The following is an 18076-nucleotide window of genomic DNA, read 5'->3' on the forward strand; positions in this document are numbered from 1 at the left end:
TCGCACTAGTATTAGTGATGGAGCATCACTCGGCTCATTAGTCAGGGCAGCGAAGTGCTAAATGGTGTGTTTTTAAATAGTACGATTGATATTTTCAGAATTATGACAGCCTTGATAAAGGCGATAACCAGTCATCTTCTCTACGGACACCGTGTGATTCACTAGTAAAAGAATAATTAAGATGGTTTTGAGAGGCTTGGAAGAGCTAAAAAATTTGGCATGACGCCAAATGCGTGGTCGTAGTGCCCGCGCAACAAAAAAGTGGCAGAAGCTGCTATTAAGAATATGGATTAAAAGGGAACTGTGTAATGAAAATGCTTAAGATGACGGCTGCTATTGCTACTGTATCGTTGATGACTGGGTGCGCCACGATTGTGGGCGACAAGGAGCAAAGCATCACGATCAACAGCAGTCCGAGCAACGCAGATGTGTTGATTACGGATGAGCGCAGTGTACAAGTGCATGCGGGCAATACACCAACGACAGTGCAACTGCGTAAAGCTGATGGCAGCTATTTCGGCGGTAAAACTTACACCGTTGAGATTGCCAAAGAGGGTTATGAAAGCCGTACGATGATGATTAACTCCAGCCCCAATGGCTGGTATATCGGTGGCAACTTAATTTTTGGTGGTTTTATTGGTTGGCTAATTGTCGATCCCCTTACTGGTGCAATGTACAACCTTACGCCTGATACCCTTAACGCGTCACTGGGAGAAAGTGTTGCCACCACGTCAGATGGCGACTCTGAAATTACGTTGGTGCTGATTGAAGACGTGCCCACGCACATGCTGGATGAAATGCAGTACCTCGGTAAAATCTAATCGAAGCAAGCATCGCCTGCGGGCGATGCTTTTATGTCGTTAGGAGAGTTAACTTCATGCTGCGCCATTTATTTGCATTTCGTGCGTTGATAGTAGGTTTCATTGTTTTTGCATTAGCAGGATGCGGATCAGTCGGAGTTCAACCCGTCTCAATGGGGCATGCTAAAGCAGCCAACTGCGCACTTGATGAATACGTAAGTGAAGACGATATTGAGCAACCTTATGAAGTCGCTTGCATGATCTCGTCGAAGACTGGCACGACGCTTGGGCACGATAAAAGTGCTTCTGCAGCGATCAACAACGCCCGTGGAGAAGCTTGCGCCTGTGGCGCGGACGGTATTGTTGTAGAGTCTACAGAAGAAGAAGGCATGACACTGTTTACCTGGGGGCAAGGGAAAGCTCAGTTAAAAGCAGTGCGCTACTTGGATTAAACAAAAAGTGCCGCTCTTTGAGCATCGTCAACGGGCGGCAGAGATACACGCAGACAATCGAGCATCTCACGGTTGCACGTTGACTCTTGCAACAAGCGCGACCTAGCGTGGTGGTAACAATATCCTTAAGGGCTGCGCCATTGCCACTTCAAGTAACGGCATGTTTTCCATTTTTTGCATAAAAAAATTTCCTGATTTAATGCGAGCACTTTTTATGATTTTTCGGGAAAAGAGGGCCTAAGAGTGTTAGAACGCACCGCTTGCCACGCCCTGTATAAGCCAAGCGATGCGTTACGTCAGATAAATTCGCTGCAAAAAACTGCGGGCATGTTTTCTAGCGGCTCGGGTCGGGCCAACAGAAAGCCTTGAACATAAGCGCAGTGCCGCGTGACGAGAAACGCCAGCTGATCTCTGGTTTCCACACCCTCTGCTACCACATGCAGTTTTAGTGCCTTGGCAAGCGCTATCACCGCCTCCGTGATGGCGGCATCCTCTGCTCCCATGGGCAAGTCGCGAATGAAGGCGCGATCAAGCTTGAGCGTATTAACCGGAAAGCGTTTGAGATAGCTAAGCGACGAGTAGCCCGTCCCAAAGTCGTCGATGGCAAGTTGTACACCGAGATCACGCAGCGCGCGCATGGTGTGGATGGCTGCCTCAACATCATCCATCACCATGCCTTCGGTAATTTCCAGCTCCACTTTCTCGGGTGGGATGCCACTCTCTTCAATCGCGACACGCACGGCATCAATCAACCCTGGCTGGCTGAATTGACGGGCGGAAAGGTTAATCGCGATACCCGGTACCCAGCCAATATGTTCGCTCAGTGCCATGGTATCCCGGCATGCGCGGCGTAATACCCAGGCACCTAACGGCACAATTAGGTTCGTTTCTTCAACAAGCGGAATGAATTCGCCAGGGGGCACCATGCCCCCGTCGCGGGGCCAGCGAATCAGCGCTTCCATGCTGGTGAAGCGGTTGGTGGTGAGATCCAGCTTGGGCTGATAGTGCAGGGTAAAAGCGCCCTCCGCCACCGCGCGACGCAAGTCGCTTTCTAGGCGCGTGCGTTCGGCACTGTTCTGGTTCATGGTGTCGGAGAAGAAGCGGAACTCGCCGCCTCCATACGCTTTAGCCGCGAGCAAAGCGGTCTCTGCCACACGTATCAGCTCATCAATGTTATGCGCGTTATCAGGGTAAATGCTGATGCCGATACTGGCCTGTAGCACCACCTCCTCCGCTGCTTCGTTATGACGTTGCACGATGAAAGGCTCATCCATCGCCTCCATAATACGCGTTGCCACGAGCGTGGCATGCTCCGGCCTTTTGAGATTGTTTAGGATAACGGCAAAGTCGTCACCCCCCACGCGGGAAACAATATCCGGGTGGCGTTCACGACGGCTCTTTTGGCGGGCGACTAAGTCGGTTCGGCGCACCGCAATGGCTAAGCGTTCCGCTATTTCCACCAGCAGTTGGTCACCGGCGGGATAGCCAAACGTATCATTAACCTGCTTGAAGCGGTTGATATTGATGAGCATGACGCCGACACAGGATTGTTGACGTCGTGATACTTCAAACTCGTGCTGTAAACGATGGCGAAACAGAGAGCGGTTGGGCAGAGCGGTGAGCGCGTCGTAATATTGAAGCCTCTCAATCTCTTTTTCAGACGCTTTTTGCTCAGAGAGATCATGAAACACCGCCACGAAGTTGGTGGTCTTGCCGTCGGCATCCACCAGGCGGTCGATACTCATCAACTTTGGAAAGGCGGCGCCATCTTCATGGCGGTCCCATATTTCACCTTCCCAGTGCAGTTCCTTGTTCAAGGCCTCCCACATGGCGCGGTAGAACTCGGGGCCATGCCGACCCGACTTGGAGATTGACGGCTTTTTGCCGATGACGTTCTTAAGCTTGAAGCCCGTCATTTGCTCATAGGCGGGATTGACATAAAGAATGCGATTATCGGCATCCGTGATGGCAACGGCGTGGGTGACGCGCTCAATGACTCTGTTGACCAGCTTGAGCCGATCGATCGTTTGCTGGTGGCTTTCGACTTCCTTTTCTAACTGCGCGGTACGTTCACGCACCCGCTGTTCAAGCACTTCGTTGGTGCTTTTAAGCGTCTGCTCTTTGTGTTTGTGTTGGCTGAAATCTTGAAAGAAAGCAGCAAAACGAAGCTCGTTATTTTCATTGAAGGTGCTCACCGATATCAGCATGGGCACTTTTTGGCCGGCGCGGTCAATGCCCTCAACTTCCCTGGTGGCACCCACCATGTAGCGCGAGTCATTGTCGAAGTAGGACGCTACATGTTCTAGATGTCGGCAGCGTTCAGGGTTGGGTATTAAAACGGTGATGGGGTTGCCCACCAGGGTGCCCGGCGCGTAACGGAACATCATTTCCGCCGCCTGATTGGCCTGCAAAATGAGACCGCGCTGATCAGACACGATGATGCCGTGCACTGCCGTGGCTAGCAGCTCAGCGTTATAAGCGTTTTCAACTCCTGAACATGTGTCGTCCATGCTGTCTTCTCATCAGTTTTTGTTCGCGTTACATGCAATGTTGCCAGGTGGTTATGACGCTTAGCCTGACGCCAGGGAATCACGAAACGCCTTTTTTTCACAGTTTAAAACGCAGCTTACGCTTTTTCTGACTATCCCAGTCTACTGAATTTAACTTATCACTCCATTTGTTTTCGGGGATTGATCGGTGTCACACGTCAAAGCGCCAACGCCGCTCTGGCACCAGATGCTATGGCAACAATAGAGGCTGTCTATTCGCCATATATAACAAAATGAGCTATCGTTATTCCCGTGATCGGTTCAACCACAGGAGTTCAGCATGTCTAACGATACGATGCAGCCCGTTATGCCCCAGATTAACCGTCCGGCACCCGATTTCACCGCGAAAACCACCCACGGCGAAAAGTCGCTGAGCGACTATCGTGGCAAGTGGTTGGTACTTTTTGCCCACCCCTCCGACTTTACCCCGGTATGCACCACAGAATTTTCGGCCTTTGCGAACTACGCTGATCAGTTCAAGGCGGTGAATACCGAGCTGCTGGGCCTGTCGATCGACAGTATCCACTCTCACATTGCCTGGACCCGCAGCATCAAGGAGAACTTTGGGGTTGAGATTACCTTCCCCATCATTGCGGATTTGAGCATGAAGGTAGCCAACGCCTACGGCATGATTCAGCCAGGGGCGAGTGATACGGCCGCTGTCCGCGCGACCTTTGTGATTGACCCTGAAGGCGTGCTGCGGGCGATGCTGTACTACCCCATGAGCAACGGCCGCTCTGTTGAGGAAGTTCTTCGCTTGGTGAGGTCGTTACAAACCAGCGATGAGCATGGGGTGGCAACCCCCGAGGCCTGGCTGCCGGGTCAGCCGGTGATCGTGCCGCCTCCCCACACCTCGCAAGACGCAGAGGCACGCCAATCAGAAGGGTATGAGTACACCGACTGGTACTTCTGCAAAAAGGTGATTTAACACCTGCGAACAGCGACGTGATGGCTGGCTGCGGTCAGTCATCGCGCTATTTTTTCAGTCTGTTTTTCAGCTAACGGCCAGGAGCGTTTTATATGAACACCTTCGCACACTCTGAGCATACGGCAGCGGGCACGCCTGATGTGGCCGGCTTTTTTGATCCACGTACCTTTAGTGTCCAGTACGTGGTCAGCGACCCTGCGACGAAGCAGTGCGCGATTATTGATCCTGTCTTAGATTTTGATGAGAAATCTGGGGCCACAGCCACGCATCATGCCGATGAGCTGCTTGCCTATATCGCTAAAGAAGGCCTGTCGGTCGAGTGGATTCTCGACACTCATCCCCATGCCGACCACTTTTCAGCGGCGCAGTATTTGAAAGAAAAAACCGGCGCGCCCACTGCGATTGGCGAGCACGTCACCAAAGTACAGGCGCTGTGGAAAGAGATTTACCACTGGCCCGAGATGCCCACCGATGGACGCCAGTGGGACACGCTGTTTGCTGAAGGCGATACCTTCACCATTGGCGAGCTAAAAGCCCGCGTAATGCACTCTCCAGGTCATACGCTGGCGTCTATAACCTATGTGATTGGCGACGCGGCGTTTGTCCACGACACGCTCTTTCAGCCCGATTTTGGCACTGCGCGGGCCGATTTCCCCGGTGGCGATGCCCACGTGCTGTGGAACTCTATCCAGCAAATTCTGGCGCTTCCAGATGCCACCCGCGTGTTTACCGGGCACGACTATATGCCCGATGGGCGAGAGCCGCAGTGGGAAAGCACGGTTGCTGAACAGCGCGATGGCAACCCCCACTTAGCAGGCGTTAGTGAAGCGGCGTACATCGCCTTACGCCGTAAGCGCGATAGCGAGCTACCCATGCCGAAGCTGATCCTGCACTCTCTACAGGTGAATGCCCGGGGGGGCCGCTTGCCGGAGCCCGAAGCGAACGGCAAGCGTTATCTAAAAATCCCGCTGGATGCGCTAGAGGGCGCTGCCTGGGACTAGCGTTCTAATAGTAACGCTTTGATATTCGCCCCCTAAATGAGGAAAAGACCATGCAAACGCAACCGTTAGAAATGGGCATTGAAATCACCTCATCACTCAGTGTCGAGGATTTAGAGGACGTTAAAGCCAAAGGCTTTAAAGCGGTTATCTGTAACTGTAAAGCGGGGGAGAGTGACGCCTTTCCCAACGAAGCTGTTTACCGCCATAAAGCCGACGCACTAGGGCTTCAGTGGGTGCATATCCCGGTAGCGCCCGGTGAGTATGGCCCTGCAGACGTTGCGGCGTTTGCCGAGGCGATGCAAGGGCTGCCGCGCCCCATCCTAGCGTTTTGTCGTTCAGGCAAACGCGCCACGCACCTGTGGGCTTACGCCAAGCGCCATACGGAGCAGTGCGATCTAGCCGAGCTGTTTTCTGCGGCGAAAGCCGCGGGGTTTGATTTAGAAGAGCACCGGCAGGGGTTAGAAAACGTTATTAGCCAAAAATAAAGTGAGTGCGCATGATGAGCCTTGAACGCTGGATCCCTATCGTCGGCTGGGTGCGTCGCTACCAACGAGCGCAGTTCTCTCGGGATGCGTTGGCCGCCGTCATCGTGACGCTTATGCTGGTGCCGCAAGCGCTGGCCTATGCGCTGTTGGCCGGGCTGCCCCCGGAAATGGGGCTATATGCCAGCATGCTGCCGCTGGTGCTTTATGCCGTGTTTGGCACCAGTGCCAGCTTAGCGGTGGGGCCGGTCGCGGTGGCGGCACTGATGACGGCCTCTGCGCTAAGCACGTTTGCCACGCCTGGCAGCCCTGAGTACATCGGGGCCGCGCTGGTGCTAGCAGCCCTTTCAGGGCTGATTTTGATCGCCATGGGCGTGCTTCGGCTGGGCTTTTTAGTCAACTTTTTAAGCCACCCGGTGATTTCTGGCTTTATTACCGCCTCGGGCATTTTAATTGCCATTAGCCAGCTCAAGCACATTGTCGGCGTTGAGGCGTCTGGCCATAACGTGATTGAGCTGCTCAGCGCGCTGCTGTCCCAGTGGCAGCAGGTGAACCTCACCACGTTGGCGATTGGCGCGGGCGTTTGGGGGTATTTATGGCTCTGCCGCCAACGGCTGGCGGGCTGGCTGATGGCGCTGGGCGTGTCGGCCAGCACATCAAGTATCGTGGTAAAAGCCGCGCCCATCTCTGCCGTCATTATCACCACGCTGCTGGCGTGGGGGCTTAACCTCGCGCAGGCTGGCGTTGACGTGGTGGGCTTCGTGCCCAGCGGGCTACCGGCGATTGCCCTGCCTAGCCTTGACCAATCGCTATGGCTGGGGTTGCTCCCAGCGGCACTGCTGATCAGCTTGGTGGGCTTTGTGGAGTCGGTGTCCGTGGCGCAAACGCTGGCGGCCAAACGTCGCCAGCGTATTGACCCAAATCAAGAGCTGATTGCCCTAGGCATGGCAAACCTCGGGGCGGGCATCAGCAGCGGCTCGCCGGTGTCGGGTGGCTTTTCGCGTTCAGTGGTGAACTTTGAAGCTGGCGCCGCCACGCCGTTGGCAGGCGCCTTCACGGCGTTGGGGATTGTGCTCGCCACGATGTTACTCACCGATTTGCTGGCGTTTCTTCCCACCGCCACGCTGGCCGCAACGATTATCGTCGCGGTGAGCACGCTGATTGATCTGCCGGCGGTCAAGCGCACCTGGCAGTACTCTCGTAGCGATGGATTGGCGATGATCGCAACGCTGCTGCTGACACTGCTGCATAGCGTGGAAATGGGCATTGTCAGCGGCGTTGTGCTCTCGCTAGGGCTGCACCTCTACCGCACCAGCCAGCCCCACAGCGCGGTAGTAGGCCGGGTGCCGGGCACCGAGCACTTTCGTAATGTGAAGCGTCATCAGGTCGAGACCGATGAGCAGGTCGCCATGCTGCGCATTGATGAAAGCCTCTACTTCGCCAACGCCCGCTACCTGGAAGACACCGTCATGGCCCTGGCCGCCCGCTCTCCGTCGCTAAAGCACATGGTGCTGACCTGCCAAGCGGTCAATATTATCGATGCATCGGCCCTAGAGAGCTTAGAGGCGATTAACGCAAGGCTAAAGGATGCGGGCGTGATGCTGCACTTGGCTGAAGTTAAAGGGCCGGTGATGGACCGCCTAAAAGACACTGAGCTTTACCACGAACTCACCGGCAAGATGTTTTTCACCACCTTTGAAGCGTGGCAGGCGTTGGTGCATCCCGATCAAGTGCCAATGGCAGCCGAGTGCCAGCACGCACGCTGAGCAGAGTGATTGAACACAAGGAAGAGGAAGCACGTTATGCAACAGCAGCACACCAACATCGCCATTATTGGCGCGGGCAGCGCAGGGCTTAGCGCATGGCACGCCGCACGCAAGCACACGGACGACGTGGTGTTAATTGAAGAAGGGCCGTATGGCACCACCTGTGCCCGGGTGGGCTGCATGCCCTCTAAGTTACTCATTGCCGCCGCGAATGCCTCCCATAGCGCGCGCAACGCCGCTATGTTTGGTGTCACCATTAACGAAGTGGCGGTTGACGGGCATGCGGTAATGGCGCGGGTGAAAGGGGAGCGCGACCGCTTTGTTGATAACGTGCTCTCCTCGATGAAGTCGATTCCCGAGTCCCATCGCCTGCAGGGGCACGCGCGGTTTATCGACCCCCACACGCTGGCCATTGGCGACCATACCCAGCTGACAGCCAACGCCATTATTATAGCCACCGGCTCGCGGCCCACGTGGCCGGGCTTGCTGGAGGGGGCAGGCGACCGCTTAATCATCAATGATGATGTGTTTGATTGGGAGACGCTGCCAGCCTCTGTGGCGGTGGTGGGGCCTGGGGTGATTGGTATGGAGCTAGGGCAGGCGCTGAGTCGATTAGGCGTGCGCACACGCACCTTTGGGGTTGGCGGCGCGGTTGGCCCTTTTCAGTCTGAAAAACTACGTCATCTCGCTGATGAGACGTTTAACCGCGAACTCTACCTAGACCCGGATGCCACCATTGAGCAGGTTGAGCAGCAGGGCGATGGCGTCGCCATTACCTTCTACGAGCGGGAAAGCGGGCAAAAAATCACGGAGCTATTTGACTACGTGCTAGCGGCAACCGGGCGTCAGCCGAACGTCGACCGGCTGGCTATCGAGAACGCCGGCGTGGCGCTCGATAAGCATGGCGTTCCTCGGTTTAACCGTTTCACCACGCAGTGTTCAGCCCAGGACAACACGCCGAGCCATATCTTCATCGCGGGCGATGCCAACCAGTCCGTTCCGCTACTCCATGAAGCGATTACCGAAGGAAAAATTGCTGGACGCAACGCCGCCCGCTTAGACGATGTGCAAGTGGGCCAACGCAATGTGCCCCTCGCGGTGGTGTTTACCGAGCCGCAAATGGCCATTGTCGGGGAGAGCCGTGCAGCGCTGGAGGCGCGCTACGGCGGGTGTGACTGTATTGCCGAAGGCGGCGTGTCGTTTGACGACCAAGGCAGGGCGCGCGTAATGGGTGAAAACCATGGCTATTTAGCGCTTTACGCAGAGCACGGCAGCGGGCTCTTTTTAGGGGCTGAAATGCTGGGGCCACGCGCAGAACACATTGCCCACCTGCTGGCCTGGGCCTTAGAGCAAAAGCTAACTGTTAGCCAAATGCTGGCCATGCCCTTTTATCATCCCGTGGTGGAAGAGGGTGTAAGGTCGGGGCTGCGCGACTTGCAGGCCAACCTTAAACAAGGGCCCAGCATTACCGAGCGCTGTATGGAGTGTGGCCCGGGCGACTGATAAAAACGGGATTCGCCCTTTTTCATACCGCTCGCCCTCTTTCGTATATAGAAAGAGGGCGAGCACGTTGCGCATAGAGTGTAGAGCCCACCTACACTTAGTCTTGCTTGGCGAAGCTATCGAATGCCTCAAGCGCTTGGGCGGCGTAGGTAAACGCAGGCCCACCTCCCATGTACATACACACGCCCAGCATCTCCATCACTTCCTCGCGGGTCGCGCCTAGCTCCGCCGCCGCTTTAGCGTGGAACGCAATGCACCCGTCGCAGCGCACGCTAATACCAATCGCCAGCGCCATCAGCTCTTTGTGTTTGTGTGAAAGGGCGCCCTCTTTATTCGCCCCTTTCGCCATCTGGGTAAACCCCTTGGCAACATCGGGGATGTTTTTGCCAATATCCTGCATCAGTGCCGAAAGGTCTTGGGTGGTTTTTTGCCAATCTTTATGCATCGCTGCCTCCTAGCTGCGTTGTCGTCAATGTTCCGTGCTAAGCACGCATTTTACGTGCGAGCCAAAGCCCGCACGCAAGTCGTATGGCCGCTGATATGGCCTGCGCTGTGCAGGTTAGTGATAGCCTTCGCCCACTTTAACCTTGCCGCGAAACACCCAGTAGGTCCACGCGGTGTAGGCCAACACAATGGGAATCACAAACAGGAAGCCGATCAGTAAGAACAGCTGCGACTCCGGTGCGGACGAGGCATCCCAAATCGTGTAGTTAGGCGGCACAATCACCGGCCACTTGCTGGCAATCAGCCCCAGGTAGGTAAATAGGAAGATCCCCAGCGCCATGACAAAAGGCAGACCCTCATCTTGGCGCTTCACCGAACGGTACACCATGCCTGAGCAGAGTAAGGCGAGCAGCGGGAAGACCCAAATAAGCCGGAGCTGATCCATCCAGCGGCTATACACTTCAGGGCTAACCAGCGGTGTCCAGATGCTCACAATCGCGAACACGGCCAATACCGCGAGCAGCAGTTTCGGCGTGATCGCGTAGGCCCACTGCTGCACGTGCCCCTCTGATTTCATAATCAGCCACGTGGCGCCAAGTAGCGCATAACCGGCCATTAACCCTAACCCGGTCAGCACGGTGAACGGCGTTAACCAGTCGAGCGCGCCGCCCACATAGCGAAAGTCCTCAACGGCAAAGCCTTGGATATAGGCACCCACCACGGCGCCCTGGGCAAAGGCGGCAACGGCAGAGCCTAAGAAGAACGCACGGTTCCACCAGCGGCGGTTTTTGTGCGATTTAAAGCGAAATTCAAACGAGATACCGCGGAAAATTAGCCCGGCCAGCATCAAAAAGACGCCGATATACAGGGCCGGCAAGAACACCGAATAGACCAGCGGAAAGGCGCCTAAAAGCCCTGCACCGCCGAGTACCAGCCAGGTTTCATTGCCATCCCAGACGGGCGCGACCGAGTTCATCATCACATCCCGCGACTCCTCGTCAGGCGCCAAGGGATACAGAATCCCCAAGCCCAAATCGAAGCCATCCATAATCACGTACATGATGACGCCAAAGCCGATAATGACGGCCCAAATCAAGGCTAAGTCGATACTCATGATGCGTTCGCTCCTGCGCTGTTGTCGCTAAAGTCGTCATCCAGTGGCGTATGTGCCGCCGAAAGCGGGCGCTTGGGACGCTCAACTTCACCGTCAATCTCGACGGGGTTATCCAGCATGCCGTTACGCACCACGCGGGTGAGGTAGTACACCCCCACCACAAAAACGACGCTATACACCGCGATATAGCCAATTAGCGTGAACAGCGCCATACCGCCGGTGAGCGACGGCGTTAAACCCTGCGCGTGGGTCATCACGCCATATACCAGCCACGGGGCGCGGCCTGCTTCTGTCACAATCCAGCCCGAGAGCACGGCAAGAAAGGGCGTGATAATCATGGCGACTAAGGCGTTGAGAAACAGCGGGCTGGTAAACACCCGCCCTTTGCGACGCATGAATAGCCCCACCAGCGCGACGCCGATCATCAAAAAGCCAAGGCCCACCATCACACGGAACGACCAGAATACGATGGCAACGGGTGGTTGCTCGTCGGGCGCCACCTCGGAAATACCGGGGATCACCCCATCAGCGCTATGTTTAAGAATGATGCTGGCCATGCTTGGGATGCCCAGCTCGAAACGGTTGGTCTGGTTTTCCTGATCCGGCAGCGCAAAGAGCAGCAGCGGTACATTCGCGCGGGTTTCCCAGTTACCTTCCATAGCGGCGACTTTCGTCGGCTGGTGCTCCAGCGTATTCAAACCGTGAAAATCACCAATTACCGCCTGCGCGGGTGCCAGAAATAGCAGCAGCCATAAACACATGGAGAGCGCTTTTTTGTTGGCTTCCACGTCGCGGTTGCGTAACAAAAACCACGCGCTAACGCCCGCCACTACAAACCCACCGGTAAGGAACGACGCCATGCCCATATGCGCGAAGCGGTACCAGAACGACGGGTTGAAAATGGCTTCAAGCCAGGAGGTAATATGGAAGCGCCCATCAATCAGCTCATAACCCGCCGGTGTTTGCATCCAGCTGTTAGCGGAAAGAATCCAAAACGACGAGATGAACGTGCCAATCGCCACCATGATAGCGGCAAACAGGTGAATCCCCTGGGGCACCTTATTGCGGCCAAATAACAGCACGCCCAAGAAAGCCGCTTCAAGGAAGAACGCCGTGACGACCTCGTAGCTGAGCACCGGGCCAAGGAAATTCGAGGTGGCGTACGAAAAGTTGCTCCAGTTCGTTCCAAACTGGAACGACATCACAATGCCGGACACCACGCCCATGCCGAACACCACGGCAAATACCTTGGTCCAGAACTGGGCTAGCCGGTCCCAGGCGTGGTTGGCCGTTTTATAGAACAGGCCATGTAACACTGCGATATACGACGCCAGGCCAATCGTGAACACGGGGAAAATAGCGTGGAAAGACACCACAAACGCAAACTGCAGGCGGGATAACACCAGCGGATCGAGCTCCATCATAACCTCCAAGAGCATGACGCAATATAAGAGACAGACGGTCGATTCACGCTTGCTAGACAGACCGCATTTCTCTTATATTTCATTTTGAAATATGCTTATTACATATCCAATAATACAAGAGGCGAGCTGGTAACGACATACGAAAGTAGCGGTTTGGCGATGGCGTATTGTCGCATCGTTTGATGCCAACGTAAGCCAATGCGCTTGCTCGCATCAGCTTACGCCTCCCGTTGAAGGCTAATCAAAAAGCTCAAGGGCTGCAGGATGATAAGGGCGATGACAAACGTGGCAATGGCCGCGCCCACGAGCGCTATCCAATCAAAGACGGTGGCCACATAGCCAAGCGTCGAATGTGTCAGCCAAGGCACCCAGAGTAGCGCCGTTACCCCAATCAATAACGCGCACAGCGTAGCGAAGCGGCTATGGTGACGAGTGACCTGATAGCCACGTAGATAAGCGAACAGGTGCACGCTGATGATAATAAAAACACCGCCTATCAGCTGCCACATAAAGGGCGCTAAGGCGTACATCAAGATGGTTAGCATTCCGCCAATGGACATTGCAGTTCTCCTTAAGCCTGGCCTTCAAGTACCGCGTAGTAAGCGGGCTGCAGCATGCGGTCTTTCATCACCCACGCCGCCCAGGACTCTTCGGTTGGATCAATAAACGGGAACGACGGCATAAACGCGAAATTATCGGCGTAGCCAAACTCCACCAGCATGGCCTTGCCAATACCGGTAATCATGGGGCACGAGGTGTAGCCCGTATGCCGGGCAGGGGGCGTTTTGCCCTGCATCACGGCCAGCAGGTTCTCTTCCACCACCGGCGCTTGGGCTTTCACGCTGGCAGCGGTTTTATTGATGGGCGCACCAATCACATCGCCAATGCCAAACACCTCGGGGTAACGGTTGTGCTGCAGCGTGTGGATATCGACATCCAGCCACTCGCCCCTAAACGGGCCGTCTTGGGCGATCAGCGCGCTCTGTTTGACAAACTCGTGAGCGCTCATCGGCGGGACGACGTGGATAAAGTCGTAGTCGGCAATCACGGTGGGCTGGTCATCCCGCCTGAACTCCGCTTCGCGCAGCTGATGGTGAGAGGTAAATTCGCTTTCAGGCCCTACAAAGGTGAACTCAGCCTGTTTGGCGTGCGGATCAATGGCGGAAAGCCGATAGTGGTGCCGCCGATTAAAGCCTTGATCATCAAAGCGCTGCTTCACAAACGCATCGACCCACGGCTGCGAAAACAGGCCCGCCCCCGGCGCCATGTAGTCCACTTCAAAGGCCTCGCGCTGTCCGGTGGCCTCTAACCGGCTTAATGTGGTGAAGGTCATCTTTAGCGGCGCACCGGCGCACTTCACCGGGGTGGGGGCGGCGGTAAAAATACCTTTGCCTTGGCCGCTGTTTAACCAGGTTTGAATGGCCTGGTGAGTGCGTGTGGCGCCCTCAATGCTGGCGTACACGCTGCCAATGCCATGCTGGCCAACCAGCTCTGGCGACATGCCGTCAATTAAGTGGTAATTCAGCTGAATGCCGGTCGCCACAATTAAGAAGTCGTACTCACGGGTTTCACCCCCCGCCAGCGTGATGCGCTTGTTATCAGCATCAATGCTGGCCGTGTGGTCACGCACCCACTCAACGCCACGGGGCATAAACTGCGCGTTAGGGCGCATGGTTTTCGCCGCGTTCCACACGCCGGACGCCACCAGCGTCCAGCCCGGCTGGTAGTGGTGCGTCTCGCGCGGCTCCACCAGCGTAATGGTGCCGCCCTGAAGCCGCTGGGCGAGCCGGTTTGCCATCGCCAACCCCGCTGCACCGCCACCCAGAATCACGATGCGTGCCTGCGTTCGCAGCGTATTCGCCGACAACCCGCTAAGCGGTAGCAGGCTAGCGGCGCCCAATCCCGCGCCGGTTTTTAATAACGTTCTGCGCGTCACGTGCTGTGTCAATACGGGTGGCGTTTGCATGGGTGCTCCTTCAGTGAACGCTAACATATATTATTTAGATATAATGTTATTCCATTATGTATTTTATGCGCAAAAACGCCATAGGCATTTTGTCCTATTCGGTGGAATGGAAATGGACGTAAAACGCTGCCTCATCTGTCGATGAACGCAGTGAAGCAACCTCGGGGTTGGACGCTGCCTTGTCTGTCATTGCGTATAGGGACTCCTCCCCGGTTGCAAGCGCCGATGTCTGAAAAACATAAGCCGATGCGTGCGTATAGTCGGTCTCTCGATGGGGAGGCTATCCCCTGACCCTGATGAACGTCGCGCACCTTCTCTCCTCAACGAACGCTAGGCTTTTTCAGCCATCGCAATGAGCAGGTTTTGAGAGGGTCGGTCTGACCTGTTTTTCATCTATCGTTGCTCGGCAACAAGGTAGCCGCCTGTCGGCTCTTAAGCTCTGATGGCACTAGTATTTAACTCGCCATCAGAGCGGATCTTTCATTAAGCTCTTTACAATAGGATTGACCACTGTGCAGAACCGCCCAGGCGGTTCGCACGGTCTTGTTCGCTAACGCGACCGCCGCTTTGTTTTTGCCAACGCGAGCGACCAGGGCGCGCAGCCAACGGCTTTTACCATCCTGTTTGTCACCTACACGGTTGATGACCGAGTGTGCGCCGCGTATCAGAGCCGCTTTCAGTGAGACCTGCCCTGTTCGGCCAATGCCCCTGATACTCGCAGTACCACCACTGCTGTGTTGCTTCGGCGTTAGCCCCAAATAGGCTGACGCTTGGCGCCCTTTCTTGAAGGCTTCGCCGTTACCAAGTGCGCTATAAAGCTGTGTAGCAACCACGGGTCCCACGCCCTCAATCGCCAGCAGTTGGTGACAAGGCATCATAGCGCGACTCATCTGCTCCACCCGCTTATCCAATGACTGGATACGCTCGTTGAGCCGCTCCAGCTCCGCCATTTGCTCCGCAATTAAGTCACGCATCAGCGTCGAGAGTTCGTTGTCGGCATCTTCTAACACGCGCCAAACACGTTGTTTTAATGCTTTCTGACCACGACCGCTGATAATCCCGTACTCCTGCAACAGGCCATGCACTTGATTGATCACTTGGGTGCGCTGATGAATGTACCTTTCCCGGATGCGGTGCAGGCTCTGAATATCCTGCTGCTCGACGCTTTTGAGTGGTACGAAGCGCATGTCTGGGCGCAATCCAGCCTCTACGATGGCGAGCGCGTCATTCGCATCGGTCTTATGCCCTTTGCGAAAAGGCGTCACAAACTGGGGCGAAATAAGGGCAACGGTATGACCAAGAGCCTGCAGTTGTCGTGCCCAATAGTGGGATCCGCCGCACGCTTCCATGAACACCCGACAGGCCGGTTGGCGACGCATAAAATCCAAGACCTGATGCCGTTTAAGCTCTTTATTGACCTGAACACGCGGGTGGCGAGTGTCGACCACACACACTTGAAAAACACGTTTTGCCAGATCAATACCAATCGTCTTATGCTTGTTCATGACTCTTCCCCTCCGCATTGATGTGGTTTAACTATCAATGTAGCTCTCTGAAGCTTCGAGAGGGGAGGAGTCCCTTTCATTGAACGCAGTGAAGCAATCTCGGGTTTTGAAGCGGCCTCACACCCTATAATGAAAAACCTACAACCCCTGTTACCAAGTTTTACAACTTTTTTTACGATTGCCCCTAAAGGTTCTCCGCATCAGGCCGTTATCTATAACAACGGCGCACACAGTGGCCGAAAAGCGGGCCTTCAAGGCCAGTGTTAACGCAAGGAGAATCACACCATGTCAGTGATCAATACCAACATTACCTCCATGATTGGCCAGTCCAACCTGTCCAAATCACAAAACGCGCTGCAGACCTCTATGGAGCGTCTGAGCTCTGGCCTGCGCATCAACAGCGCTAAAGATGATGCGGCGGGTCAAGCCATCGCCAACCGATTCACGTCTCAAATTACTGGTTTGGGCCAAGCGCAGCGTAACGCTAATGATGGTATTTCCATCGCGCAAACCGCTGAAGGTGGTTTGAACCAAGTAAACGATAACTTGCAGCGCGTGCGGGAACTGACTGTCCAAGCTCAGAATGGTACCAACAGCGCTTCCGACTTGGATTCTATCCAAGACGAAATCAACCAGCGCATGGCGGAAATTGACCGTATTTCTGCTGAAACTGATTTCAACGGCACTAAGGTACTCTCTAGCGATAATGGTCTGAGCATTCAAGTAGGCGCTGATGATGGCCAAACAATTTCAGTAAATTTACAACAAATTACTGCAAGTACCCTTGGCTTGAACGGATTCAATGTTAACGGTAGTGGTGAGTCGGATAATGCCACTGCAACAGTTACCAATATCCAAGCAAATGGTGGTACAGAAGCGCTTGCTAGTGGTGGTGGTGAATGGGGTGTTGTAACCAATCATGATGCTGCTAAGTTCGAAGACCTGCTTAGCAACATGCAAGATGGTAATACAGTCGCAGTAAGTGGCGCTACAACGACCGCTACTTATACTTTTAACGCGGATTCTGGTAATTTTTCGTTCAATAATAATGTTACTGCTTCTGGTGGCGGTACTGAAGCCGCTGATTTTGCACAGTCCCAAAACTTTACTCCTGCTAACGGCACCAAAACGGGTACCTATGAAGTTGCTGGTGGCGATACTGCGACTTTTGAAATTACCTCCACTGGAGCAGTTACCCTCAATGGTGAAGCTGCTTATATCACTGCGACTGGTGAGCTAACTAACAACAGTGGTGCTGGCGCTCAAGCTGCTACTATTGAAAACCTTGTGGCAACAACGGCTTCTGATGGTAATACGCTTAACATCGACGGTACCGAATACGTCGGCCAAGGTGATGGAACTATCACTTTCAGTGATACTGCTAGTACCGCTCAAGTTGAAGCGGCTTTGACACAAGCAACTGCTGATTCAACCGTAACTCTGGGTGACGGTTTTGCTGAGCGTGCAGTCAATATCACCGCTGGCGGAACCACTTCAGACGATACATATGTTGATGGCAACGATGCATTGACGACTGTTGCAGGCTTCCGTACTGAATACAATGTTAATGATGAAACTGGCGAAGTAACAGTAGCAGGTACCTATACGCTAGCCGATACAGATGGTTCTAACACCATGGCAGGTACTAAGTACGAGCAGGAAGTGGGTGCGACCGTATATGTAAGCGGTGGGCAGCTGACTACCGATGAGACGACTGCTGGTGATGCAACCGAAAATCCGCTGTCTACTCTGGACGATGCGCTCGCCATGGTTGATAGCCTGCGTTCCGAGCTGGGTGCGGTACAGAACCGTTTTGAGTCTGCCATTACTAACCTGCAGACTAATGAAACTAACCTTTCTGCTGCACGCTCACGCATCGAAGATGCTGACTACGCAACGGAAGTAGCCAATATGACTCGCGCGCAGATTCTGCAACAGGCCGGTACGTCTGTATTGGCACAGGCTAACCAGCTGCCGCAGAACGTTCTTTCTCTGTTGGGTTAATCTAAGGCTTAGACTGGATAGAGTTCACGCTTTATCCCTAAGTAATACAATGAACCGGCCTCCTTTAGGGCCGGTTTTTTTCATTTTCAGCCTAATACCTTTCGCGTAGCATCAAGCTGAAAGGCATCAGCCTGAAAA

15 protein-coding genes are annotated in these 18076 nt (G+C 54.7%); 8 read left to right on the top strand and 7 right to left on the bottom strand.

The annotated features are described in order from the left end of the window. The first annotated feature begins 308 nt into the window (after positions 1-308). Complete coding sequence (locus LOS15_RS15800) at positions 309-821, top strand: hypothetical protein (protein ID WP_263066984.1); 513 nt, start codon at positions 309-311, stop codon at positions 819-821. A gap of 56 nt (positions 822-877) precedes the next feature. Further along, on the top strand, positions 878-1252 hold the full coding sequence (locus LOS15_RS15805; RefSeq protein WP_263066985.1) for a hypothetical protein: 375 nt from the start codon (positions 878-880) through the stop codon (positions 1250-1252). Between the two features lie 296 nt (positions 1253-1548). Here the strand turns inward: LOS15_RS15805 and LOS15_RS15810 are convergent, their stop codons facing one another. Then, entirely contained in the window at positions 1549-3762 is a 2214-nt protein-coding gene (locus tag LOS15_RS15810; RefSeq protein WP_263066987.1) for a bifunctional diguanylate cyclase/phosphodiesterase, read from the bottom strand. Positions 3763-4081: 319 nt separating this feature from the next. Here LOS15_RS15810 and LOS15_RS15815 point away from each other — a divergent pair, with 319 nt between their 5' ends. From LOS15_RS15815 to LOS15_RS15835, 5 genes are all read left to right on the top strand, one after another. Beyond that, positions 4082-4729: a peroxiredoxin gene (locus LOS15_RS15815; protein WP_263066988.1), complete on the top strand. Its 648-nt coding sequence runs from the start codon at positions 4082-4084 to the stop codon at positions 4727-4729. A 92-nt stretch (positions 4730-4821) separates the two neighbouring features. After that, on the top strand, positions 4822-5730 hold the full coding sequence (locus LOS15_RS15820; RefSeq protein ID WP_263066990.1) for an MBL fold metallo-hydrolase: 909 nt from the start codon (positions 4822-4824) through the stop codon (positions 5728-5730). 50 nt (positions 5731-5780) lie between these two features. Continuing rightward, a complete protein-coding gene (locus LOS15_RS15825; protein ID WP_263066992.1) occupies positions 5781-6215 on the top strand; it encodes a TIGR01244 family sulfur transferase in 435 nt (144 codons plus the stop codon). A gap of 14 nt (positions 6216-6229) precedes the next feature. Further along, positions 6230-7978 (top strand): SulP family inorganic anion transporter, encoded by a 1749-nt coding sequence (locus LOS15_RS15830; RefSeq protein ID WP_263069757.1) that lies wholly within the window; start codon positions 6230-6232, stop codon positions 7976-7978. Positions 7979-8014: 36 nt separating this feature from the next. Next, positions 8015-9481, top strand: a complete 1467-nt coding sequence (locus LOS15_RS15835; protein WP_263066994.1) for a dihydrolipoyl dehydrogenase — start codon at positions 8015-8017, stop codon at positions 9479-9481. Positions 9482-9578: 97 nt separating this feature from the next. Here the strand turns inward: LOS15_RS15835 and LOS15_RS15840 are convergent, their stop codons facing one another. The 6 genes from LOS15_RS15840 to LOS15_RS15865 form a co-directional block, all read right to left on the bottom strand. Next, the gene (locus tag LOS15_RS15840) at positions 9579-9926 is read right to left on the bottom strand and encodes a carboxymuconolactone decarboxylase family protein (RefSeq protein WP_263066995.1); all 348 of its coding nucleotides are present in this window, start codon (positions 9924-9926) and stop codon (positions 9579-9581) included. 114 nt (positions 9927-10040) lie between these two features. Beyond that, on the bottom strand, positions 10041-11039 hold the full coding sequence (gene cydB, locus LOS15_RS15845) for a cytochrome d ubiquinol oxidase subunit II (RefSeq protein WP_263066996.1): 999 nt from the start codon (positions 11037-11039) through the stop codon (positions 10041-10043). Next, a complete protein-coding gene (locus LOS15_RS15850; RefSeq protein WP_263069759.1) occupies positions 11036-12460 on the bottom strand; it encodes a cytochrome ubiquinol oxidase subunit I in 1425 nt (474 codons plus the stop codon). Before LOS15_RS15850 ends, cydB begins: the two co-directional genes overlap by 4 nt. A 221-nt stretch (positions 12461-12681) precedes the next feature. Continuing rightward, complete coding sequence (locus LOS15_RS15855) at positions 12682-13023, bottom strand: hypothetical protein (protein WP_263066997.1); 342 nt, start codon at positions 13021-13023, stop codon at positions 12682-12684. 11 nt (positions 13024-13034) lie between these two features. Next, positions 13035-14429, bottom strand: coding sequence for an NAD(P)/FAD-dependent oxidoreductase (locus LOS15_RS15860; protein ID WP_263066999.1), 1395 nt, complete (start codon positions 14427-14429; stop codon positions 13035-13037). A gap of 455 nt (positions 14430-14884) precedes the next feature. Further along, positions 14885-15934, bottom strand: a complete 1050-nt coding sequence (locus LOS15_RS15865; protein ID WP_263067001.1) for an IS110 family transposase — start codon at positions 15932-15934, stop codon at positions 14885-14887. A gap of 285 nt (positions 15935-16219) precedes the next feature. Between LOS15_RS15865 and LOS15_RS15870 the strand changes: the two genes are divergently transcribed. Further along, entirely contained in the window at positions 16220-17938 is a 1719-nt protein-coding gene (locus LOS15_RS15870; protein WP_263067003.1) for a flagellin, read from the top strand. Positions 17939-18076: the final 138 nt, after the last annotated feature.

Source organism: Halomonas sp. 7T (genome assembly GCF_025643255.1).
Classification (GTDB): Bacteria; Pseudomonadota; Gammaproteobacteria; order Pseudomonadales; family Halomonadaceae; genus Vreelandella.